This is a genomic window from Gramella sp. AN32 (genome assembly GCF_023718305.1).
GTDB classification, from domain to species: Bacteria; Bacteroidota; Bacteroidia; order Flavobacteriales; family Flavobacteriaceae; genus Christiangramia; species Christiangramia antarctica.
Genome location: NZ_QEYO01000015.1, coordinates 103,033 through 125,486 on the forward strand (window position 1 = coordinate 103,033; position 22,454 = coordinate 125,486).

Sequence of the window (22,454 nt, forward strand, 5' to 3'; positions counted from 1 at the left end):
TAAACTCAGCAGCGCTGTGTTGGGGTTCGCAGCGCAAGTGAGCTTTTAGAAATCAGCATCAAAGCTAATTTCGTCTGATTCTTTGTCTTTGTTCATCACCCCTGCTTTTTGATATTCACTTACGCGTTTCTCAAAGAAGTTTGTTTTACCCTGCAGGTTGATCATATCCATAAAGTCGAATGGATTGGAAACATTGTATTCCTTTTCACATTCCAGTTCTACTAATAGTCTATCTGTAACAAATTCAAGATATTGGGTCATCAATTTCGCGTTCATTCCAATAAGGCTTACCGGTAAAGATTCGGTAACGAATTCACGTTCAATATTTAATGCATCCACAAGGATCTCTCTAATTTTTTCCTTGGGAACTTTATTTACTAAGTGATGATTATGAAGATGCACCGCAAAATCACAATGCATTCCCTCATCACGGGAAATTAGCTCGTTCGAAAAAGTAAGCCCGGGCATTAATCCCCGTTTCTTCAGCCAGAAGATAGAGCAAAACGCACCTGAAAAGAAAATTCCTTCTACGGCAGCAAATGCTATCAATCTTTCGGCAAATGAATCAGAATCAATCCATTTTAGAGCCCAATCGGCCTTTTTCTTAATCGCCGGAAAAATTTCAATAGCTTTAAAAAGGTTGTTCTTCTCCTTATCATCTTTCACATAAGTGTCAATCAATAAAGAATAGGTTTCAGAATGGATATTTTCCATCATAATCTGAAAACCATAGAAAAATTTAGCTTCTGAATATTGTACTTCATTCACAAAGTTTTCAGCTAAATTCTCATTTACAATCCCATCTGAAGCCGCGAAAAAAGCGAGAATATGCTTTAAAAAATAACGCTCATCAGCATTTAATTTATTTGTCCAGTCATTCATGTCCTGGTGAAGATCGATCTCTTCAGCCGTCCAAAAGCATGCCTGCATTTTTTTGTACCAATCCCAAATATCATTGTGTTTGATAGGGAAAATTACAAAGCGATCTTTGTTTTCCAATAAAATTGGTTCTGGTTGAGACATGGGGGATAATTTTTTGGTAAAAGGTTAATATGCTTTTAACAAAGATTTAAAATAGAAAGGAATAATGAAACAAATGTGCGTAAACCTTTTCAACAAAGTTTTCAACACGGGCAATTATTTGCTTTCATGGCATTTTGCTAATATGCAATTTTAAAAGAATGATAATCAATTAATTATGTAGAATACTGGGGCGTTTTAATATATATAATCCTAAATACTGAAGCGGTGAAAAGCGCTGTTTCAGGGGTCTGTTGGAATGGTTAATAAAAATTAAAATTTTTGTCAAAATCAAATTTTTTGGACTCAAATTTTGAGCTAAAGCGTTAATTTTAAATCTGAAAAATATATAAAGGCGTTTTGTTTGACTTTTCAACTGCGCTTAAGGCGACAAAAAACTTATGTGAGGTATCTGAACGGATAAGTATATGATTTTATTTTTTAATTCCTTTTTCAAACTTACCGGCTACTTTTTCAAGTTCCTGATACCAATTTTCGCCAAATTTCCGGATAAGGGCATCTTTAACAAATTTATAAACAGGAACCTGTAATTCAGCTCCAAGGCTACAGGCATCATCGCAAATATGCCAGCGATGATAATTTACCGCAGAAAACGAGGAATAATCATCTACCCGGACCGGGTATAAATGGCAGGAAACAGGTTTTTTAAAAGATATTTTTCCGGCATTATAGGCTTCTTCAATGCCACAAAGCGCAGTTCCCCTCGTGTCAAAAACAACATAGGCACAATCTGCCCCGTCGATCAGGGGTGTTTCAATTTCACCATTTTCCGTAATGACGTAAACACCTTGTTCTTTAATCGCTTTTTTACCTTCTTCCCGGAGAAACGGTTCCACTTCCGCATAAATTTCTTCCATGATCTTTGTTTCCCCTGGCTCTATCGGCGCACCCGCTTCCCCATCAATACAACAAGCCCCTTTGCAAGCAGATAAATTACACACAAAATCATTCTTGATGATCTCTTCAGAAACGATGGTTTTATCAATTTGAAACATGGGGCAAATATAATTTTTAAAGCTGAATTTTTGACTTAAAAGGATGCCTTTAATATTTGCTAAATTTTAACCATTAAGGAATTATATATCTGAAAAAACAGACTACTTTTGCCGGCAATTTGAAAATAAGGAATTATGTTTAAACTCATTGATTTCAGAGAAATATTCACAGCAGGGATGATTCTTTTTGCCGTAATCGATATTGTTGGGAGCATTCCAATCATTATCGATTTAAAAAGGAAAACCGGACATATAGAAAGTAAAAAAGCTTCTATAGTGGCCGGCATTATTATGATTGTCTTTTTATTTTTAGGAAAGGAAATATTGAACTTAATTGGGATTGATGTTAATTCGTTTGCAGTAGCAGGTTCTTTTATTTTGTTTTTCCTGGCCTTGGAAATGATTTTAGGAATTAGTCTTTATAAAGACGATCAACCGGAAACGGCCTCTATTGTACCCCTGGCATTTCCTTTAATCGCAGGAGCAGGAACTATGACTTCTTTGGTCTCCTTACAGGCGGAATATGAAACGATAAATATTATTGTCGCTATCGTTATCAATATTATATTTGTATACCTGGTTTTAAGATCTTCCACGAAAATCGAAAAATTTCTTGGTAGCCAGGGTATTAATGTAGTGAGAAAAGTATTCGGGGTGATTTTACTGGCCATTGCGGTTAAACTTTTCGCTGCGAATATTCAGAACCTTTTTATATGAAGTATCTTATTTATACCATAATTGCCTTAGCTGTTGTTTTTATTGGAATTAGTGTGGGTAAACTGGATTTCCAGAATCTACTTGAGGGAGACAGTATGTATGCACTTATAGTCATTCTTGCAAGTCTTTGTGTAATCGTATTAATGTCTATATTGCTGGTTTCCAGAACCATTTCTAAAAAGCAGGACTCTTAGGTTTAGCTTTTAATTATCACGATTGTACTGCGGATAATTTCACTTTAAAAATAAAAGCCGAAATGAATCAGGTACTTGCTAAAAGCATACCTTTTGTTGCTGAGTAATATAGAGCCAATAAATTTTGGATGGAAAAATAAATTCTCCATCACAAGTAAAAATTTTAAATAAAATGGAATAATTGTGAATTTGGTTTCACAATTTAGAAATTTAAGAAGTAATATATACTTAGAGGAAGTGAAAACAAGGCGATCATCATACAGCTTTGCTGAAGGTTCCTAAAGATCAGGGCTTTTTTCAAATTTTTTCTGAATTCTAGGTCTTCGCTATTTCTAATCTGGTCTTTTAATAATTTTCTGGAAACATTCGACGAGTTTACAAGAATTTCCTTTTTAAGAAAGAGCACAGCGCTGTTATCCATCAATCGGAAAGTAACTGCGACGATAAAAAAAATTAGAGGGGATATTGCTCCTAAAAGGCTAATATTTTCAATAAAAAAGTCCACTTCATCCCGAAACTATTATTTTTCTTTCGACAATTGGATAATTTTCTCGATTAATCGATCATCATCATTTAAATATCGTTCAAATACATTGCTTCCAAGCAATTGCTGGATCATTTCAGCCTTGATATAATTGCGTAATAGGGGTTTGTATTCGTTACTCGTCGTGTTAATTCGTTCATTAAATCCTCGAAGAAATCGATCAAATCCCAATAACATATCATCTGAAACCACGATTTTTTCTTCGAAATTTTCTATGGTGACGGTGTTATAAAATTTACGGTCTTTTTCCAGCAAATCGAACACGAATTTGCTCATATAACCCCCGCGAAGCAAAAGGGTTAATTTCTCCCGTTCGGGATTGGTGTTTTTAGGTACAAAAACATCGGGGATGATCCCGCCACCACCATACACCACCTTACCTCCGGGTGTCACATAACGAAGGGAATCATTCACCTGAATGCTGTCCTGGCTGCTTAATTCTCCATTTTTATACCTGCGCATATAATCTTTAAAGTATGACTCATTTCCTTCCTGGTAGGATTTCTGGATAGATCTGCCCGTAGGGGTATAGTAGCGTGCTATGGTTAGTCTCACGGCACTACCATCGCCAAGATCCATTTCACGCTGCACCAAACCTTTTCCATAAGAACGCCTCCCTACAATGGTGCCTACATCATTATCCTGTAAGGCTCCTGCCACGACTTCGCTAGCAGATGCTGAGTTTTCATCAATTAAAACAAATACTTTTCCGTTCTCAAAATCGCCTTTTCTTTGTGCATAGGTTTTTTCTATCGCGCCGCTTTTGTTTTTAGTAAAAAGGATAAGCTTATCATCTTTAATAAATTCATCTGCAATATTAATAGCTTCAGAAAGATAACCTCCCGGATTACCACGAAGATCAAGGGCGATTTGTTTCGCGCCTTTTTTTTCCAGAAACTTCAATGCATCCCGAAATTCCTCATAGGTACTTTCAGCAAAACGGTTCACTTTTATATATCCCAGATCTTTGGTGAGCATATAAGTGGCGTCTACACTTTTTAAGGGTACTTTACCCCTTTTCAGCTTAAACGTCAAAAGGTCCTGAAAGCCTTTTCGCATAACTTTTAAGGTCACCGGAGTATTCGCTTTTCCTTTTAATTTGTGGGTGATGGAATCTTCAGAAAGATTTTTATCGAACAGTCGCTCCCCATTTGCAAACATGATACGATCGCCACCTTTTATCCCAATTTGTTCACTTGGGCCATTTTCCAAAGCGCGAATCACCACAATAGTATCCCCAACTTTATAAAAACTAACGCCAATACCCACGAAATCACCTTTCATATTCTCGGTAACCGAGGCATATTCTTCTTTGGGGATGTATACGGAATGTGGATCGAGATTCTCAAGAATCCTGTTGACGGTAACATCTACGATGCTATCGGTATTTACATCGTCTACATATTCATAATCGATATAATCAATAAGCCTGTTTAACTTTTGCTTTTTTGGGTTGGCAGAAAACAATTCATCTGAAGTATCAAAATTCAACCTGGCGCCAAGGATTATTCCTGCCGCACAGGCAATACTTAAAAGAATGGGTGTGTATATGCCTCTTTTTGTTTTCAATCTTCTAAATCTTTAATCTGCTCAATTTCAACCCCGGCTTTTCCTAAAAATTCGATCCCGGAATTATCCTTATAATCTATATTAAAAACCAGTCTTTTAATTCCCGACTGGTGAATTAATTTGCTACATTCTTTACAAGGGCTCATCGTTATGTACAAGGTAGCATCTTTACAGGACTGTGTAGAACCGGCAACCTTTAAGATTGCGTTAGCTTCAGCGTGTAAAACATACCATTTTGTATAACCTTCCTCATCTTCACAAAAGTTCTCAAAACCTGTAGGGGTTCCATTGTAACCATCAGAAATAATCATTCTATCCTTTACAATTAACGCACCAACCTGTTTTCTATTACAATGAGATAATTTACTCCATTCCCGGGCGATCCTCAAATAAGCCTTATCGAACTTCAGCTGTTTCTCTGTATTCATAAATGGCGGAAAATCATTATTTTATATCTTTCTCTGCAAATTAAAGCATTCTGAAGAATTCTGAGGAATAATAAAGCGCTAAAGTGAAAGATTTACATAGGCTTTTTGAAGTATGGGAAGAATCACCCCAATCACAATGGAGGAAGTAATTAAAATCCAATCGCGGCGATTCACTTTTAAAAAATTCTGAAAAATATAGGCCAGGATTAAGACAGATAAAACCACGATCACCTGGGCCAGTTCTATGCCCAGCGCAAACTCCAATAATGGAAGGATTTTAGAATGCGCTCCTGCGGCGATCATTTTGAAATATGTAGAAAATCCCAGTCCGTGGATAATTCCAAAGAAAAGTGTGGTGATATATAAAAGATTGAAGCCGCTCTTTGCCGGTTTCTTCTTCGCTATAAAAATGTTATAAAGCGCTGTGATCAAAATGGTAACGGGAATTAAGAATTCTACCAGAGAAGATTGAAAATTGATTACCCCGTAGGCTGCCAGAAACAATGCGATCGTATGGCCCAGCGTAAATAAGCTTACCAGCAATAATACTTTTCGCCAGCTATTAAAGTTATAACCTGCTACCAAAACAATTAAAAACATCACATGGTCGTATGCGTTCCAGTCTAAAACATGTTTTAGGCCTAATTCGAAATAAAGTTGGAATTGAGACATTTTTTAAATTTAAAACGAAATTACAATTCCTTCCCAGAAGATAAAAGTATCCAAATAATTTATAAAATTCCCCTACGGTTTGCCTCGGAGATAATGGGTTTTAAGAATTTTTTTATTAAAAAAACCGTCATTCCGAACGAAATAGGAATCTTTTTTATTTATAAAGTTTAGATCTTTATTAAAATAAGATTTCTCGACTTCGCTCGAAATGGCGGAATATCATTTTCTGAGACAACTTCTTAGTTTTAGTTCATTATGCCGGAATTTTTTTCGCTTCTTTTTCCCGCTTCCAGTTTCTATGCATGGCAATTGCCTTTATAAATTTTGAAGGTTGCTTATCTATACAAACTGCCTCATCATCTTTAAAATCCTTTCCGTGGGTAGCTTCGAACAAATCTTTTGCTTCCCCATCCAGCGCAATTGCTTTACAATGCTTCAGGCTTTCATTGATAAATTTCTTGGCTTTAGCGGTTTCCATTAATGTATCGATACTTTTCTTTCCTCCCGGAATATATAAGGCATCAAACACTACACTTTCCGTAGTCATAATCGCGGCGTCCACTTTATGGGATTCATTTTTAGAACATTTAACTTCCCCGCCGTGTGAACCCACTACTTTAACCATGGCATTTTCTTTTTCCAAAGCAGTTTTCATTTTACTGAATTGTTCATGATTAAAACCATCACTTACCAGGAAGGCAATTTGGCGTGTGGCAATGCCTTTGGTTTTAATATGGGTTTGACTTAGCGCTTCAGATTTGTCTAAGTAATCTTTCCTTTTCTTAGGTTCGTTTTTATCCCCGGGATCATCGGCGCCAATAGCCTGATTTATCGGTTTTTCAATTTTAGAAGGAATTTTCATCCCAAGGTTTTCAGCAACTTTCTTGGCCAAACTTTTATCAATTTCATTGATTAGCCATAACATCCTTTTTTTGATATGGTCGTAATTTACCTTGCCCAACTCAAATGAATAAGCCTCGGCAACATGCTCTTTTTCCCAGTCTTCCAAACTGCGGTAGAAAATTCCCGGTTGAGAAAAATGATCGCTAAAACTTTCACTTCGCGCCCGTACTTTTTTTCCATCCAATCGTTCTTCGTAGCTGGTGAAGCCACCATCAGCCATTTTTGCCAGATGGGGACAACCTCCACCTAGTGAATTGGGGAAATAAGCAGTTTTACCTTTATTCACGGTCATACGCATGTGCGCATCACGTTGGTTATTATGTGTTTCATTGATGGGCCTATTGATAGGGATTTCATGAAAATTAGGGCTTCCCAAACGAGACAATTGCGTATCTGTATAAGAAAATAGTCTTCCCTGCAATAAGGGATCATTTGAAAAATCGATACCGGGCACAAGATGTCCCGGATGGAATGCCACCTGCTCGGTTTCAGCAAAGAAGTTATCGGGGTTCCTATTTAAGGTCATTTTACCAATTCGCTGTACCGGCACCATTTCTTCCGGAATTAATTTGGTAGGATCTAAAAGGTCAAATTCAAATTTATGCTCATCTTCTTCGGGAACGATTTGGAGACCAAGTTCCCATTCGGGGAATTGTCCCGCATCAATCGCATCCCAAAGGTCCCGACGGTGAAAATCACTATCAGCGCCGTGAAGTTTTACCGCTTCATCCCATGTTATGGATTTTACTCCCAGCAAAGGTTTCCAATGGAACTTTACAAAATGGGATTTCCCCTCTTTATTGATGAGTCTAAACGTATGGATTCCGAAACCTTCCATCATTCTTAAACTTCGTGGAATCGCCCTGTCGCTCATGACCCAAATGTGATTGTGCAATGTTTCCGGACTAAGCGATACAAAATCATAAAAAGTATCGTGAGCAGAAGCTGCCTGCGGAATTTCACGATCTGGTTCAGGTTTAACCGAATGGATCAAATCCGGGAATTTCATGGCATCCTGTATAAAGAAAATGGGCATATTATTCCCTACCAGATCAAAAATGCCTTCTTCCGTATAAAATTTAACGGCAAATCCGCGAACGTCCCTGGCCGTATCTGCAGAGCCTTTGGAGCCTGCAACTGTTGAAAATCTTGTAAAAACTGGTGTTTTTCGATTGGTATCCGTAAATATTCCTGCTTTGGTATATTTTTCCTGACTTTCATATAATTCGAAATGTCCATGGGCAGCACTTCCGCGGGCATGCACAATTCTTTCCGGAATTCTTTCGTGATCAAAATGGGTGATCTTTTCGCGAAGGATAAAATCTTCCAGAAGCGTTGCCCCACGTTCGCCTGCTTTTAAGGAATTATTAGTGTCATTTACTTTAAGTCCCTGATTAGTGGTCATTGTTTTACCTTCAGCAGTGGAAATATTCTTTTCTAAATCCTGAATTTTTTTGCTTTCATCTTTCTTTTTCGCCATGTTTTTTCTAATTAGTTGTTGTTTAAATTTAGGAGTATTAAGGAAGCATCTTAAGGCTTGTACTGTTAAACATTTCTTATCTTTTCAAAGAAAAAATTCTGGAAAGCTTTAGAATGGAATACATTACTTTAAATCGCTTTTGGAGTTTATATCAAGCCGGAAATTCTATAGATTTATTCAATAATTTTTTCCTGAAATAAAATGTAAGCTTACAACAAATCAATATGGATTCAACAGCTGCGCCTTCCAGGATTCCAGACTATTACGATCAGGTAGATAATACTATCCTGGATGCTTTTGCCCGTGAATTTGCAAGGGATTTACCTCCCCCTCGTGAAACTGTAAAATGTATAATTACAATTCCCGCACATAATGAAGAGGCGGTAATATCTCAATTATTACTTTCACTCCATAATCAGAAAGGCTTTCCGGAAGATAAGGCTGTGGATGCGTTCTATGAAGTTATTATCTTTTGTCATAAATGCAGTGATAAAACCTATTTGCGCTGTCAGGAATTTAAAAATTCAGCGAATTATACCAATTTTCATATCATTCAATCTCAGGATGAATTAATTAATAATGTTGGGGCCGTTCGTAGAATACTTATGAATATGGCCTATGCGAGGCTTGCCGACAAAGAAGGATATATCGCAACGAGCGATGCGGATACAATCCTGCATCCTTATTATATTTCAACATTAAATACTTTTTTGAACAGCAGTTACGATCTTATTTGTGGTAAAATAAATATACAATCCCAGGCAGATGGAAATGCCCATAAAACCATATTGCTGAAAGAGGATTACCATAAATCACGTTTGGAACTCGAAGCGCGGTTGCAAATGGCTACTGAAAATCCCCTCCCGGAACATTTGGACAATTCCGGGCCTAATTTGGCGGTTCGGGCAAGGGTTTATAAAGAAATTGGCGGTTTACAGCCTATAGGTTTTTGTGAGGATATCGCCTTTTATGACACGATAAAATGGAGTGGTTATCATGTATTTCACACTTCTCAATTAATTGTCACTACGTCTTCAAGAAAACAAACGAAAGTGCCCTGGGGTTTTGGTACCGAATTGGAAATATGGGACAAGTCTGATTCGATTTCTTTCGAGGTAGAAAGTTTAGAGGAAATTTTGCAAATGTCCAAAATCATGCAGCTTCTACAAAGGTCGGGAGAAACGTTTACTTCTGAGGATTTGGCGAAAATTCAGGAATTAACCGGATTATTAGATGTAGACTTTAATATTCTTCGAAAAACCTGGCCAACCAGTATTGGATTATATCATTATATAAGGAAACAACTTGAAAAAGACGCTGCATGGAGAAAGAGATTTCCAAAAAAAGTTATTACTGAAGCCTTAAAAGAACTACAGGATTATGTGACATCATTTAAATAATTCTTTTGCCAGACCTGAAGGATATAATTTTGAGTTTCCTGCTGTTCGATTTCCTGAAATAGTCCATTTTTCAGAATAAACCTTTCAAATTCATGATGCACTATTTCCCCGGTTAGTGGATAATCTGGCACAAATCCCGTCCAGTGGACCATCAGAAATTTACCTCCATCCACTAGATTTTCTTCAATATTCCTGAATAAATTTTGGAGCTCTTCCATACTGAGATAATAAGCCATTTCGCAACAGGTGATAAGATCAAAACTGCCCTGAGGAAATGTTTTGGTAATATCCTCCACCTTAAACCTAATATTATCAATTCCTAAACAGGTTTTCTTGGCCATTTCTATAGCGGTGGAATTAATATCTATTGCCAGTAATTTTTCACTCAACTGAGATAATAATTTTGTTTGCACCCCAATAGAACAACCTAACTCCAATGCATTTTTAAACTTTGCATTCCCGAGTGCCTCCACACTTACTTTGTATTTTTCATGTTCATAAGGGCTCTCCTTAAAATTCCATGGATCGGGATTATTTTCATATAACCGGTCAAAATAATTTTCTCCCAGGCTTTTGCGATCACCGGTAATTTCAGTAAAAAAATATTCATAATCACCGGTGAATGGCTTCAGCAAATCTTCAGTTAATATAAAGCCATTGGGATCATCAAAGATGAGTTTCCCCAGTTGTGATTGGTGGCAATGGATAGCTTTCCATTTTAATTCTTTCACCGAAGAAATATCCAATCGAAAAGGGGATATTTTTTGCATATCCGGATAATCTTCAGGATCTCCATTTTTCCAGAGCCAGATAGGATATTCAAGTATTATTAAAGGTGCTTCAAGTTTAGAAATTGCCAGTTGCCCAATCTTGCTGGTGATGATATGATCTGGATGTGGGTCTTTTCTCCAGGGAAGTAAAAGGGTTTTGATTTTGTTCTTCTCAATATATAATTGAAGATGTGTGGCTAATTGCTCCAGTTCTTCATCATTTAAAGAAGAGAGGCCGGAATCCTGCTGCCTTAAAAATTCCACTGCATTTACATTTATTCCTAAAGTTTCGCACGAACTAAGTGCTTCTTTCTCGCGAAGTTTAGCCAAAGCTTCTACCGGATGGGTTTTTGAAGTATGCGAAGCAGTTCCACTGGTCATAAAAATAACCTTTACCCGTACTTTTTTTGCCGTCATCAAGGCTATAAAACCGCCGCAACCCAAAGCCTCATCATCGGGATGTGGGGCCAGCACCAGCGTATTACCAAAATCTTCCGCAAGTCTGGCCAGGTTTAATAACGGAGCCTTGCGAATGCCTGCCCGGGTGTTTTTATTTGCCATTCTGGAAGAGTTCAATCTGTCGTTTGCCAATATTTAATAAAGTATGATCGGGGGCAGGCTGTTTAAGATATACGCTTAGATCCCGATGGATGCGTTCTAAAGGATGGGGTTTTAGCAGGCCCTGAAGCCCAACGCTCATCTCACAAAGAGCCAGTGTTTTTTCACAAATTTCACGGGTAAGGATTCGGAAGGAATTGGCAATATCCATGCATTCTTCAGGAAATTTCTCCCTTTTGTCGAAGGCTTTTCCTGCTTTTTTCAACCAGAGATTTCCAGTTTCCATGAGTACTTTTATTTTGCCAATTCTTGTAAGCTGTAAAACATCATCAGTTCGTTTATATTCCACTAAATGATCCAGGGTTGCTTGAAATGCAGCCCGTGCACCGCCAAGTTGAACCGCTGCAAACCGAATGGCACCTCCCACAAATTCAGGATTGGCAAAATATGCTGATGGTTTTCCCAGGATTTGATCCTCTGTAATAGTAATTTCAGAAAAATCGAATCTGCAGCTCACGGAAGCACTCATTCCCATTGGTTTCCAATAGGCATAATCTTCAGTAAGCCCATATTCATCTAAATTCAAGACAAGCATCAATTTTCCGTCTTCGCCATCGGCCGTCACTATAGGCCGAAGAATATGATTAGCTCCGGAACAAAATATTTTCGCGCCTTTTAAGGTATATCCCTCTTTGGTTTTATTTATCTGAAGTGCCTCTGCGGGAATTTCAGAATTCCATATTCCGAAGAATGTGCCGTTTTTGGCCTGAGAAAAATAGTCTCTTTTTTGTGCTTCAGTTCCAAATTGATTGATGAGGGACAGGGCATTTATATGTCCTTCGTAGATTCTACCTACAGATAAATCATAAGCTCCAAGTTTTTGTAATACCCGTAGAATTTTGGATGTGCCCCCATTAATTCCCAAACCTTCCCCCCCATATTCGATGGGAACATTTAAAACCATCAGGGGAGTAGACTGAAGTTTTTCCATAAACTTTTTTGGATAGTTTTCATCACCGGAAGTATATTTTTTGGGGATAAACCTGGTGTAGGCCGTTTGCGTAGGAACAGGATTAAAATTCATATTTTCTAATTATTCTATAATAGCTCATGAAAATTAATGGAAAGTTTATTGATCCGTTTTCTGATAACATACAGGGCATATAAAAAGCCTCAGGACTCCTTATTATGCGTATTTCTCCCACAACCTTATCACAACAATTTATGCCAGTTAAGGCTTGCGTAGCGTATCTAATGAAGAAACCGAAGAAGAACCGCTTCACTACTAATTTTGCTCTTTAATTGGGATTGAAATGTTTCGCATTCTCTTCCTTCAATTTTTTAAATATACAACAACAAGCTTTTATGGGAAATTATAAAACTCCTGTAATTTCGTTAAAATAACAGTATAATTACTTCACATCTATAATCCCTGCGCCAATAAATTTGATCACAAGGCTTAAATTTTCTTCCACTAAAAAAATGACCAAAATCAAGTTTCTGTGAGTTCTGAATTGTATTGTAAAATCCTATGCGCTTAATTTTCTAATTGTTAAAAAAGATGACCCTCGTCATAATTTAAGAAGTACTCCTGACGCAACTTTGTAATGATTTTAAAAGCAATTATTATGAAAACATATGCTAAACTGAAGTTTTTGATCACAGTATTCCTATTAGGCACTGTATTAAACTTTAACCTTCAGGCTCAGACTTACAAACTGGATAATAAATCTACCCAGGTAATTATCGAGGGCACCTCAAATATCCATGATTGGGAACTTAAAGCTGAAAAATGCTCGGGGACCCTTAGTGTAAAAACTGATGACGGAAAATTAGAAGAGATAGAAAATCTTCAATTTTCGGTAGTCGCTGAAAGTCTGAAAAGCGGCAAAAGCGGAATGGACAAAAACACCTATAAAGCTTTAAATACCAGCGAGCACAAAAACATCAGTTTTAAGCTGGATAAAGTAAATTCCATTGAAGCATCTTCCGGAGATACTTATGCTGTAAAATCTTCAGGAACACTAGAAGTTGCCGGGGTAAAGAAAACTATCAATCTCAAATTCAAAATCAAAATGAGGGAGGATAGCGCAATTTTAACCGGCCGGTACAAACTCGATATGACCCACTATAAGATAGAACCTCCTACCGCGGTATTTGGAACGATTACTACCGGGGAAATCGTGATCATCAAATTCGAAACACATTTTAATAAATAAATTCAACCTTAAAATTCCATAAAAATGAAAACTACTATGAAATATGTAAGCATTGTGTTAATCGCGCTCGCAGCGATTCCATTATCAGCACAAACCCAGAGGGACCTGGATAATTACAGGTTTCCAGATCAACGCGGAGTGAGCGTTTTTGAAGCGAAAAAGGACACTGTAAGCACCTTCGACGGAGTTCACGTTAGAATTGGCGGTGCGTCCACCCTTCAATTCCAGGCATTGGACCATGAGAATTCGGGCGCTGCGGAAACTCCTGTATTGCAGGAGATCGGGGACAATTTTAACCTCGCTACAGCAAACCTGGACCTTGATGTGGTTCTTTATAGCGGTATACGCATGCACCTTAGAACCTATCTTTCTTCGCAAAACCATACCGAAACTTATGTGAAAGGCGGGTATATCCAGATAGATAAACTGGACTTTATAAGCCCGGGTTTTGCTGAAGATATTATGGACCACTTACGAGTGAAAATTGGCCATATGGAAAACAATTATGGGGATGCCCATTTCCGAAGAACCGATAACGCCATGTCTCTTCATAACCCATTCATCGGGAATTATTTAATGGACAGTTTCACCACTGAAGTTGGTGGGGAAGTGTATTATTTCAATAACGGATGGATTGGAATGCTGGGGCTTACCAACGGGAAGTTGAACCAGGCTGTTACCAGGCCCGGCACGACCAGCCCTTCATTTCTGGCAAAATTTGGTTACGATAACTACCTCACCGAGGATTTTAGATTCAGGTTAACAGGATCTCTATATAGCACCAATCAAACCTCTAGCGCTTATTTATATAGTGGTGACCGTGCAGGATCCAGGTATTACAAAGTATTTACCGATGTTGATGGCGTCGGGGATGGTTTTAGGGCCGGTAGGATCAACCCCGATCTTAAGAATGAAATGGCCTCTTTTATGATCAACCCGTTTTTTAAATATGGCGGACTGGAATTCTTCGGAATTTATGAAAGGGCAAAAGGTAAAAAATCTTCTGAAGCCGATTCCAGAACCTGGAACCAGTATTCCGGAGAACTAATTTACAGATTTGGAACTGAAGAAGACTTCTACCTGGGCGGGCGTTATAACGTTGCCGATGGAACTCTTAGCAGCGGTGACGATGTGAGCGTGAATCGCTTCCAGCTGGGTGCGGGATGGTTTATGACCAAAAATATCCTAATGAAAGCTGAATATGTCAACCAGGAATACAACGATTATCCTTTGAGCGATATCCATAACGCTGGGAAATTCAATGGATTAATGCTAGAAGCTGCCATTGCCTTCTAAAAATCAACATAAGAATTGGACCTGTGGGAATCTTCTGCAGGTTCAATTTTTTTAATCTGAATCAAATTCTCGAATTATGAAAAATCTTCTGCCAGTATTGAGTTTGCTTTTCTGCAGCTTTTTAATAGCCCAGAAAGATTTTGAAAAAACCGAATTAGCTATTTTGCCCGGCAGTGAATTGATCATTAACGGAAGCACGAACGTGAACAACTTCCATTGCCGCTTTGATATAGATCTTATCAGCGAAGCCAGAAAGGTGAATTTCACCATGGAGGATAGCTGTATTTGGGTGAAAGATCTCGTTTTGCGATTAGATACTTCCGGCTTTGATTGCAGAAATAAGAGGATGAATGAAGATTTTCAGGATCTTCTCATGTTCGATACCTACCCCGAAATACACATTAGTATCGATAAAATTCAGATAATTTCTGAACAATATGCCAGGGCATTCATCAAGGTACATCTCGCCGGACAAAACAATTTTTATGAGTTACCCGTGAAAACAGAAAGGAATAGATACGAGGGGAAATTGAAACTCAATATTCGGGATTTTGGACTCGAACCTCCAAAAAAAGCTTTGGGATTGATACAGGTAGATGAAGAAATCGAGATAGCATTTAACCTCATTGTGAGTGGCTTATAAAAAAACCAATCATCCAGAATTTTACATTCGACATATTTACCTTAATTTAAATAGCAAAAAAATTCTATGAAAGAATTCAAAACGGTTTCTCCTCAGGAAGCAGTGAGCCAGGTTAAATCTGGACAAAGGGTATTTTTACAGGGGGCAGCAATGACTCCAAATGTTCTTATCGATGCTTTGTGTGAACGCTATGCAGAGCTGGAAAATGTGGAATTAATACAGATTCATACGGAGGGAAATGCTCTATATACCCGGGAACCTTATAACAAATCCTTTAAAATAAACAGTTGCTTTGTAGGCGGTAATGTGAGAAAAGCGGTGAATTCAGATCACGGTGCCTATATACCTATTTTCCTGAGTGAAATTCATGTCTTATTCCGCAGAAATATATTGCCCTTGGATTTTGCATTTATACAGGTTTCTCCTCCAGATAAGCATGGCTATTGTTCGCTGGGAGTTTCCGTAGATATTACCTTACCCGCGATCCAGAATGCTAAGAACGTGATTGCACAGATAAATCCGAAGGTTCCCAGAACGCATGGTGACGGGATTATCCATATTAGCAATATAGATGCAGCGATAGAAACCAGGCAGCCCATTCATGCTCATGAACTTTTAGAACCTACAGATGTTGAAAAGAAAATTGGTAAACACGTGGCCAATCTGGTTGAAGATGGCGCGACCCTGCAAATGGGGATTGGGGGTATTCCCAACGTGGTGCTGAATAATCTTGCCAACCATAAAGGACTGGGAATTCATACGGAAATGTTTTCTGATGGAATCCTGCCGCTTATTGAAAAAGGTGTGATCACCGGGGAAGAAAAAAAGGTAAAAACCGGTAAACTGGTCACCTGTTTTGCCGTAGGTTCACCAAAATTGTACGATTTTATTGATGATAATCCTATCGTACATTTTAAGGAAGCTGCCTATACCAACGATACGGCAATTATTAGGAAGAACCCGAAGGTAACTGCAATCAATTCAGCCATTGAGATCGATCTCACCGGTCAAATTTGTGCAGATACGATTGGAAAGTTGCAATTTTCAGGGGTTGGGGGGCAAATGGATTTTATTCGTGGTGCTTCGCTTTCAGAGGGGGGAAAAGCGATTATTGCCATGCCTTCCCTGACTAATAAAGGTATTTCCAAGATCGTTCCCTATTTAAAAGAAGGCGCGGGAGTGACGACCACCAGGGCGCATGTTCATTATGTAGCCACCGAATATGGCGTGGTGGATCTCTTCGGAAAAAACCTAAAACAACGCGCAGAAGCATTAATTTCAATCGCGCATCCCGATTTTAGAGAGCAACTTTCACGCGAGGCGTATGAACGATTGAATATGTAGAGATACTTTTTTTAGTAGTTGAGCCCGAAGTTATAATCTTTTCAAATCTTCTAAACTAACATTTTCGCGAGCGAAGTGTAACGTAGCGTGGCGATCTCATGTTTCAACGTAAATCATGAGACTGCTTCGTTCGTTTCCCTTCCTCTCAGTGACGTATTTTTATTTGGTTACGTATTAGAGACCCTGAAACCAGTTCAGGGTGACGATGCTGGTTTTTAGAATTGCCGTCATGCTGAACTTGGTTCAGCATCTCATTAGATCTTCTAAAAAATACGTCAATTTTCTACGCGAGATATTTTTTTTATTACGGGTCTCGCAGTGACAGTTCTACTTTTAGGAGATGCTTTTATGGTTTTAAGAGACTTCATAATAAACAATTTTTGTGCAATTTGAATCCGAGACGTCGGCAGTATCATTTAGATTCCGTCATCGCGAGCGAAGTGCAACGTAGCGCGGCGATCTTATGATGGGAATTAGGATTGTGAGACTGCTTCGTTCGTTCCCTCCCCCTCAGTGACGATCTTACTTTTTATAAAACCTGCGAGGATTAAATAATTTACCTTTAGTTTCATGATAGTCGTCATATTTTAAAATAAGCTCCTGGAATACTTTTAGAGTAGAATTAAAACAGGAAATCATGACTTTTTATCAAAAACAACTTTCGGAATTTACCAGGGATTATTTTGCCGGCACCACTACAGGAATTCTGGTTTCCAGCTGTTTGGGATCAATCGCTGCAATGTTAATCCTTATGAATGGCCATGCAGTGGTGAATATGATCCAGCTAGGTGTGATAGTTGTCGTTTGTATGTGGTATAATGCTTCCGTAATTGGACAATTAAAACCCAAAATTGTGTTCAATTCATTAATTTTAAGTCTTTTGGTGAGCAGTATTTTTATTCTCATTAATATTTTATGAATAAAAGAAAAGATTTAAAAAATCGCGAAGATATTAGCCTCCTGGTGACCAGCTTCTATAAAAAGGTAAGGAAGAATGAAGAGATAGGCCACTTTTTCAATGGAATCAATAATTGGGATAAACATCTTCTTAAAATTACCGACTTTTGGGAAAGCAATCTTTTTTTTTCCGGTAATTTTTCCGGTAATCCCGCTGTGGCTCATGCCAGGGTTGATGCGGAAAATGATCATTCAATTACCGAGTATCATTTTGGGATTTGGTTAAATCTTTGGTTCCAGAGCATTGATGAGCTTTATGAAGGAGAAATGGCCCAGCGCCTAAAAACAAATGCCCGTAAAATGTCTACCCACCTTTTTCTTAAGATCTACCAAAGTAGAAAGCGGGTGTAAAAAAGATATCTCATTACTTCAGTTATTGCACCGATTTATGTTAGATAAATTTGGGAAAGATTTGTATTGAAAAAAACGTATTAAAAACTTCCTAGAATGCCGGAACTGGCCACACCCTTTCTGAAATTTATTGAGCAGCATTATGCTTCGATATTCAAACTGTTCAAAGCAGTCTCAATTTTACCAATACTACATTTTTAAACCTGATCTTTCAATTCTTTTATTAGAGTTCAAAAAACAGATTTACCCTTTCCAAGTGTAACATAATGAAAAATACCTAGGAATGGGTATTTTATAGAGAAAGGATGTTAGTTAGATTTATGATTATCAATAGTTTAAATACTTTAAATCATGAAAAATCTTTATTTATCTTTCTGTGTAGTAGTAATGGTCTTAGCTGTGCAAAGTTGTGAAACACCTGATGATTCTGAATCTAATGGACAAACTGAAATTTTAGAAATTGGTTCAATAGAAAACCTAAAGGTTATTCCCTATGAAATCTTTGAAATTCCGGTAAATAATCCTCCCGGGGTGGTTGGTGATTATAAATTATATTTTGGGGCTACTAAAGTAATTGTCTCTGAAATTTTATCAGACGGTATTGAAATAGTCATTCCAAGGGATATTGCGGTTGGTTCTACAGATGCGGTCCTGAACTATAAAGAACAGGAATATCCTTTAGGTAGGGTCGAGGTGTTAAATTATAACAACTATTTTCCTGCAAATCTGGGTTATATTTTTCCTGAAAATGGAGAATATCCTATCATAATGGTAGATTCAGCCCAAACAGTCATTACTCCACATGTTGTAGAGGGAAAAGTTGATAATATAAGTTTCCAGTTTAAGAATGGTACTAGCAGTCACTTAGAATTAAATGAACTTGGTCTGCCGAAGCAATTTTATAGTGAAAAGTTAAAGGTTATTTACGATAACTATGATTTTCAGAATAAAACAGTGAACATTGCTTATTACGTAGATGATGATATAGAAAATGCTGAATTTGAATATGCCGTAACTTTAAATCAGGAGGCATTGGAGTTATTGGAACAATCAAGAAACCAAAGTCGTAGTCAATCAAGCATTTCCAATATGTTGGCCAATAGTATTAGTGCATCTATTAGCCTTGCTGCCTGTGCAGCAAGTATTGCTACAGCTCCAACGGGAATTGGACTAGCATTGGTGATGATAAGTTGTAGCTCAGCGACTTATGATGCTATGAAATTAATAGATCCAGGCCTTAGTAATGAAGTGGCCAATAAGATGCAGGCATTCGTAGGTTTGGAAATGGATGCAATAGATTGTTTAACCTTACCTGTTCATGGAATGCCCACTCATGCTTTGGAATTTTATGGCGCTCTAAATGGCTGTATTAATACCATTATTGCAGGAGTGCAAGGAATTGGGGAAACGTATGATTATTATAACGCAGAAAGAGAAAGAATTTTGCAAAGTTATAGAAGCATGTTGAATTCTGGTTACGGTGATATAAAAATTACCCTGAGTTGGGATACGGAAACCGATATTGATTTATGGGTAACAGATCCATTTTCTGAAAAGATCTGGTATGATAGCCCTTTTTCTTCGTCGGGTGGCGAATTAGATGTGGACAATGTAGAGGGATATGGGCCTGAGAATGTTTTTTGGCCAACCAATGAAGCTCCCTTTGGTACCTATACTGTGCAAATACATTACTATGGACCCGAAGATGGACCCGTAACAAATTGTAAGGTGGTAATTGATAATTTCGGGGTTCAAACAACTTATCATCAAGCTTTAACTCCAGACGGTTTAGCGACTATCGCAATTTTTGAAGCTGGAGCTCGTGGAATGCTTATCCAATCTGGGGAAATTTCATTGGTTACTAGTTCCGGTTTACCTTCAAAAAACTGATAGGTTTTTTCTAAAAGCATAGGAAGAGCTATCATTTTTTGTGATAGCTCTTTTTATATAAATACGTACACAAGCCATCAGATAATTTTCATTGTTCCTGTTAGTAATGATCTTATTTTATAATCGTGAAACTTCCAAGCATTTTATCTTCGTTCAGTATTCAGTAGATCAATAATACTCTAGAGGGCTGGTGATCGAGTGGAAAAATTTAGGATCCAGATAGGAATAAGTATAAGATAGTACCATAGGAGTATCTCCGCTAGTGCCTATAGAATATTTCCTAAATGATTTTCAACATACTAATTTACCCAGTAGTGGGTATTTTCTTGTGTTCACTTGCCTGGTAATTTTAACCTATTAATTCGGAAGACCTTCTAAAGATTGGAAAATCGGTCGGGCTTACCTCTAAACTATTTCAATTATGAAAACTATTTTAAAATTTACGCTGGCTATGCTCATTATGGGTATTACAAATCAGGGGTTTTCCCAGAATGTTTCAGAGCAAACAGTTACTTCAGATCATGAGGTAAATGTGAGGCCAATCCGGATCGGGTTTAAATTAGGTTTTCCCAATTTAATTGGCGGGAACCTTGAGTATGTATTGCCACTATTAAATAATAAGATTGCCGTAAGCGCCGATTATTCCAGGTTTAAATCTTCCAACATTATAAAAGCTTTGGGTGTTGAAGATACAGATGATGTTGATATGAGCGTCAGTTTTCTGGAAGGGGGCTTAAATTATTACATTTTTAAACCGGGCGATGGCCTATACGCCGGGGTAAGTTACAACCGGTTAAAATTTGATGGGACTATCTTCGATTTTTTTGAGTCTCAAACAGAAGAAGGGAAATACGGTGATGGGATCGTAGATTTCACCAATAGCTCTTTCAACCTTAAAATTGGGATAAAAATGGGTGGCCTGTTTTATTTTAGGCCGGAAGTGGGGTATGCATTCACAGCTTTTCCAACGGAAATTCCGGTTGAGGTAAGGTTTGAAGATGGCACTACGGAACAACAAACCTATGATACCTATACCACCGATATTATTCATAATGGACTTATTTTCAACATAGGCCTCGGTTTCGCATTTTAATTAATCTAAATTTTATAAGTAATGAAAAATCAAATTTTACATGTAACGTATTTATTTTTAGTATTTAGCCTATGCTCAGTTCAGGCAAGCAATAAGGTTTTGTTAGACGACTACGGAAAGAAAAAAATACAGGTAAGTACCTCCCAGGCCGATGCAGAAATAATTGTTAATGGAAAAATGGTCGGGAAAGGATCAGCAGAAGTTTTAGTGGCTAAAGATGATTGTGTCATGGTTACTGCTAAAAAAGTAGGCTACTTAACAGAGCAAATTGAATTTTGTAATCAAAAGGGAATGGCCAGCCCTCCAAAAACACATTATTTTGAAATGCGGGCCGATGATGCCTTTGATGCTTCTGTTCAAACTGATATCGCCAATGTGGATATCGAAATTCAGGTAGATCAAATGAATAAAGATAAATCCTGGAAGCTTATCAACCAGATTGTCCTGAATTATATTGATGTTATAGAAATGACCGACAAGGAAACAGGCTATTTAAGGACCGCATGGTCTCTGCAAACATTTGAACAGAATACTATACGGACTAGAATGATCATTAAAGAATCTTCTAATGATCCTTTGGTTTTCAAAGTAAAACTGGTAAGTGAAGAATCTGGGGGTTCCATGACCAGCGTAAAAGACGATCATTTATATAAAGAATGGGATCGGGTACTTAGAAGTTACAATGATGCCATTTCAGAATTCCAGGATAGGGTAAAATAAGAAGTAGGGTTTGAATTTTGCCAATTTAGCCCCTTCATAATTGAAAGGAGGGGCTTTAATTAAAATTTTCCTCAAAGATCCCAAGTTATTCTTCGGCACAAATCTTCTGAAGAATTGAAGATGCTGGGAAATAAAACCTTAAAAATTATTCTTACCGGTTTTTTTTAAAATCCCTTATTGCTTAATTTTTAAAAAAGCTGGATTTATCCAAGGAAGAACTTGACTAACAAATAGATATATTTTTGTAGATTTAATCATAACCAATCAAATAATTATGGGAAATTCAAATTTAAAAGAATATAAACGTACCGAGTTTGGGATCGATCAAAAGAAAAATAGCTTCCAGATTACTACTAAAGATGGAAAAGATATCTATAAAAATATAAAATTGGATTTTCATTTTCCTTCCGAATTCAGGTATAGGAATCAATGGGATATCGATGGGGAGGAGCTTAAATTATATTTTAAAGGTGGTACAGCTAACGACACCAATGAGGATTTAATCAAGTTATCCAATAGCGAACGTTCGGAGACTATAAATGAGAACGTGGAGTCCAGGGATATTCCTGTAGTGAAAAAATTAAGGATATGTTTTGTCCGGGATCAAAATGAAGATGGATCGGGATTTCTTCCGGAAACTACGGGAGGCGGAATCCTTGTTGGTACTTAA

21 protein-coding genes are annotated in these 22,454 nt (G+C 37.6%); 13 read left to right on the forward strand and 8 right to left on the reverse strand.

The window, feature by feature from the left end:
• Positions 1 to 45: 45 nt before the first annotated feature.
• Both DHD80_RS14980 and DHD80_RS14985 read right to left on the reverse strand, forming a co-directional pair.
• Positions 46 to 1,023, reverse strand: coding sequence for a ribonucleotide-diphosphate reductase subunit beta (locus DHD80_RS14980; protein WP_251742272.1), 978 nt, complete (start codon positions 1,021 to 1,023; stop codon positions 46 to 48).
• Positions 1,024 to 1,454: 431 nt separating this feature from the next.
• Positions 1,455 to 2,036, reverse strand: a complete 582-nt coding sequence (locus DHD80_RS14985) for a DUF3109 family protein (protein ID WP_251742273.1) — start codon at positions 2,034 to 2,036, stop codon at positions 1,455 to 1,457.
• Positions 2,037 to 2,171: 135 nt separating this feature from the next.
• Between DHD80_RS14985 and DHD80_RS14990 the strand changes: the two genes are divergently transcribed.
• Both DHD80_RS14990 and DHD80_RS14995 read left to right on the forward strand, forming a co-directional pair.
• A complete protein-coding gene (locus DHD80_RS14990; RefSeq protein ID WP_251742274.1) occupies positions 2,172 to 2,753 on the forward strand; it encodes a MarC family protein in 582 nt (193 codons plus the stop codon).
• Positions 2,750 to 2,947: a hypothetical protein gene (locus DHD80_RS14995; protein ID WP_251742275.1), complete on the forward strand. Its 198-nt coding sequence runs from the start codon at positions 2,750 to 2,752 to the stop codon at positions 2,945 to 2,947. Before DHD80_RS14990 ends, DHD80_RS14995 begins: the two co-directional genes overlap by 4 nt.
• Before the next feature lie 520 nt (positions 2,948 to 3,467).
• On the opposite strand, the gene DHD80_RS15000 is transcribed toward DHD80_RS14995, so the two are convergent.
• From DHD80_RS15000 to DHD80_RS15015, 4 genes are all read right to left on the reverse strand, one after another.
• Complete coding sequence (locus DHD80_RS15000; RefSeq protein WP_251742276.1) at positions 3,468 to 5,060, reverse strand: S41 family peptidase; 1,593 nt, start codon at positions 5,058 to 5,060, stop codon at positions 3,468 to 3,470.
• Positions 5,057 to 5,488 carry a dCMP deaminase family protein gene (locus DHD80_RS15005; protein ID WP_251742277.1) on the reverse strand — a complete coding sequence of 144 codons (432 nt, stop codon included), beginning with the start codon at positions 5,486 to 5,488 and terminating at the stop codon, positions 5,057 to 5,059. Before DHD80_RS15005 ends, DHD80_RS15000 begins: the two co-directional genes overlap by 4 nt.
• A gap of 78 nt (positions 5,489 to 5,566) precedes the next feature.
• Positions 5,567 to 6,160 (reverse strand): HupE/UreJ family protein, encoded by a 594-nt coding sequence (locus tag DHD80_RS15010; protein ID WP_251742278.1) that lies wholly within the window; start codon positions 6,158 to 6,160, stop codon positions 5,567 to 5,569.
• 253 nt (positions 6,161 to 6,413) lie between these two features.
• Entirely contained in the window at positions 6,414 to 8,543 is a 2,130-nt protein-coding gene (locus tag DHD80_RS15015; protein WP_251742279.1) for a catalase, read from the reverse strand.
• A 224-nt stretch (positions 8,544 to 8,767) separates the two neighbouring features.
• On the opposite strand from DHD80_RS15015, the gene DHD80_RS15020 reads away from it, so the two are divergent.
• Positions 8,768 to 9,943 (forward strand): glycosyltransferase, encoded by a 1,176-nt coding sequence (locus DHD80_RS15020; RefSeq protein ID WP_251742280.1) that lies wholly within the window; start codon positions 8,768 to 8,770, stop codon positions 9,941 to 9,943.
• Here the strand turns inward: DHD80_RS15020 and DHD80_RS15025 are convergent.
• The gene (locus DHD80_RS15025) at positions 9,922 to 11,274 is read right to left on the reverse strand and encodes a bifunctional PIG-L family deacetylase/class I SAM-dependent methyltransferase (RefSeq protein ID WP_251742281.1); all 1,353 of its coding nucleotides are present in this window, start codon (positions 11,272 to 11,274) and stop codon (positions 9,922 to 9,924) included. The two genes, DHD80_RS15020 and DHD80_RS15025, sit on opposite strands and share 22 nt — an antisense overlap.
• Entirely contained in the window at positions 11,264 to 12,355 is a 1,092-nt protein-coding gene (locus DHD80_RS15030; protein ID WP_251742282.1) for an acyl-CoA dehydrogenase family protein, read from the reverse strand. Before DHD80_RS15030 ends, DHD80_RS15025 begins: the two co-directional genes overlap by 11 nt.
• Before the next feature lie 544 nt (positions 12,356 to 12,899).
• Here DHD80_RS15030 and DHD80_RS15035 point away from each other — a divergent pair.
• The 10 genes from DHD80_RS15035 (at position 12,900) to DHD80_RS15080 (ending at position 22,454) form a co-directional block, all read left to right on the forward strand.
• Positions 12,900 to 13,490 (forward strand): YceI family protein, encoded by a 591-nt coding sequence (locus DHD80_RS15035; RefSeq protein WP_251742283.1) that lies wholly within the window; start codon positions 12,900 to 12,902, stop codon positions 13,488 to 13,490.
• A 24-nt stretch (positions 13,491 to 13,514) separates the two neighbouring features.
• Positions 13,515 to 14,786, forward strand: a complete 1,272-nt coding sequence (locus DHD80_RS15040) for a hypothetical protein (protein ID WP_251742284.1) — start codon at positions 13,515 to 13,517, stop codon at positions 14,784 to 14,786.
• Positions 14,787 to 14,862: 76 nt separating this feature from the next.
• Positions 14,863 to 15,429 (forward strand): YceI family protein, encoded by a 567-nt coding sequence (locus tag DHD80_RS15045; protein ID WP_251742285.1) that lies wholly within the window; start codon positions 14,863 to 14,865, stop codon positions 15,427 to 15,429.
• 66 nt (positions 15,430 to 15,495) lie between these two features.
• A complete protein-coding gene (locus tag DHD80_RS15050) occupies positions 15,496 to 16,773 on the forward strand; it encodes an acetyl-CoA hydrolase/transferase C-terminal domain-containing protein (RefSeq protein WP_251742286.1) in 1,278 nt (425 codons plus the stop codon).
• A gap of 637 nt (positions 16,774 to 17,410) precedes the next feature.
• Positions 17,411 to 17,692: a hypothetical protein gene (locus DHD80_RS15055; protein WP_251742287.1), complete on the forward strand. Its 282-nt coding sequence runs from the start codon at positions 17,411 to 17,413 to the stop codon at positions 17,690 to 17,692.
• Positions 17,689 to 18,081, forward strand: a complete 393-nt coding sequence (locus DHD80_RS15060; protein WP_251742288.1) for a group III truncated hemoglobin — start codon at positions 17,689 to 17,691, stop codon at positions 18,079 to 18,081. The genes DHD80_RS15055 and DHD80_RS15060 overlap by 4 nt, the downstream gene beginning before the upstream one ends.
• Before the next feature lie 351 nt (positions 18,082 to 18,432).
• Entirely contained in the window at positions 18,433 to 19,971 is a 1,539-nt protein-coding gene (locus DHD80_RS15065) for a hypothetical protein (protein ID WP_251742289.1), read from the forward strand.
• Between the two features lie 421 nt (positions 19,972 to 20,392).
• On the forward strand, positions 20,393 to 21,064 hold the full coding sequence (locus DHD80_RS15070) for a hypothetical protein (protein WP_251742290.1): 672 nt from the start codon (positions 20,393 to 20,395) through the stop codon (positions 21,062 to 21,064).
• 21 nt (positions 21,065 to 21,085) lie between these two features.
• The gene (locus DHD80_RS15075; protein ID WP_251742291.1) at positions 21,086 to 21,784 is read left to right on the forward strand and encodes a hypothetical protein; all 699 of its coding nucleotides are present in this window, start codon (positions 21,086 to 21,088) and stop codon (positions 21,782 to 21,784) included.
• A 274-nt stretch (positions 21,785 to 22,058) separates the two neighbouring features.
• A complete protein-coding gene (locus DHD80_RS15080; RefSeq protein ID WP_251742292.1) occupies positions 22,059 to 22,454 on the forward strand; it encodes a hypothetical protein in 396 nt (131 codons plus the stop codon).

Bases quoted from the DNA above. Each gene is read 5' to 3' on its own strand.
- DHD80_RS15080 (WP_251742292.1), top strand. From the start codon at position 22,059: ATGGGAAATTCAAATTTAAAAGAATATAAACGTACCGAGTTTGGGATC.
- DHD80_RS15010 (WP_251742278.1), bottom strand. From the start codon at position 6,160: ATGTCTCAATTCCAACTTTATTTCGAATTAGGCCTAAAACATGTTTTA.
- DHD80_RS15070 (WP_251742290.1), top strand. From the start codon at position 20,393: ATGAAAACTATTTTAAAATTTACGCTGGCTATGCTCATTATGGGTATT.
- DHD80_RS15050 (WP_251742286.1), top strand. From the start codon at position 15,496: ATGAAAGAATTCAAAACGGTTTCTCCTCAGGAAGCAGTGAGCCAGGTT.
- DHD80_RS15045 (WP_251742285.1), top strand. From the start codon at position 14,863: ATGAAAAATCTTCTGCCAGTATTGAGTTTGCTTTTCTGCAGCTTTTTA.
- DHD80_RS15075 (WP_251742291.1), top strand. From the start codon at position 21,086: ATGAAAAATCAAATTTTACATGTAACGTATTTATTTTTAGTATTTAGC.
- DHD80_RS14995 (WP_251742275.1), top strand. From the start codon at position 2,750: ATGAAGTATCTTATTTATACCATAATTGCCTTAGCTGTTGTTTTTATT.
- DHD80_RS15005 (WP_251742277.1), bottom strand. From the start codon at position 5,488: ATGAATACAGAGAAACAGCTGAAGTTCGATAAGGCTTATTTGAGGATC.
- DHD80_RS14980 (WP_251742272.1), bottom strand. From the start codon at position 1,023: ATGTCTCAACCAGAACCAATTTTATTGGAAAACAAAGATCGCTTTGTA.
- DHD80_RS14985 (WP_251742273.1), bottom strand. From the start codon at position 2,036: ATGTTTCAAATTGATAAAACCATCGTTTCTGAAGAGATCATCAAGAAT.
- DHD80_RS14990 (WP_251742274.1), top strand. From the start codon at position 2,172: ATGTTTAAACTCATTGATTTCAGAGAAATATTCACAGCAGGGATGATT.
- DHD80_RS15060 (WP_251742288.1), top strand. From the start codon at position 17,689: ATGAATAAAAGAAAAGATTTAAAAAATCGCGAAGATATTAGCCTCCTG.
- DHD80_RS15030 (WP_251742282.1), bottom strand. From the start codon at position 12,355: ATGAATTTTAATCCTGTTCCTACGCAAACGGCCTACACCAGGTTTATC.
- DHD80_RS15065 (WP_251742289.1), top strand. From the start codon at position 18,433: ATGAAAAATCTTTATTTATCTTTCTGTGTAGTAGTAATGGTCTTAGCT.
- DHD80_RS15040 (WP_251742284.1), top strand. From the start codon at position 13,515: ATGAAAACTACTATGAAATATGTAAGCATTGTGTTAATCGCGCTCGCA.
- DHD80_RS15055 (WP_251742287.1), top strand. From the start codon at position 17,411: ATGACTTTTTATCAAAAACAACTTTCGGAATTTACCAGGGATTATTTT.
- DHD80_RS15035 (WP_251742283.1), top strand. From the start codon at position 12,900: ATGAAAACATATGCTAAACTGAAGTTTTTGATCACAGTATTCCTATTA.
- DHD80_RS15015 (WP_251742279.1), bottom strand. From the start codon at position 8,543: ATGGCGAAAAAGAAAGATGAAAGCAAAAAAATTCAGGATTTAGAAAAG.
- DHD80_RS15020 (WP_251742280.1), top strand. From the start codon at position 8,768: ATGGATTCAACAGCTGCGCCTTCCAGGATTCCAGACTATTACGATCAG.
- DHD80_RS15025 (WP_251742281.1), bottom strand. From the start codon at position 11,274: ATGGCAAATAAAAACACCCGGGCAGGCATTCGCAAGGCTCCGTTATTA.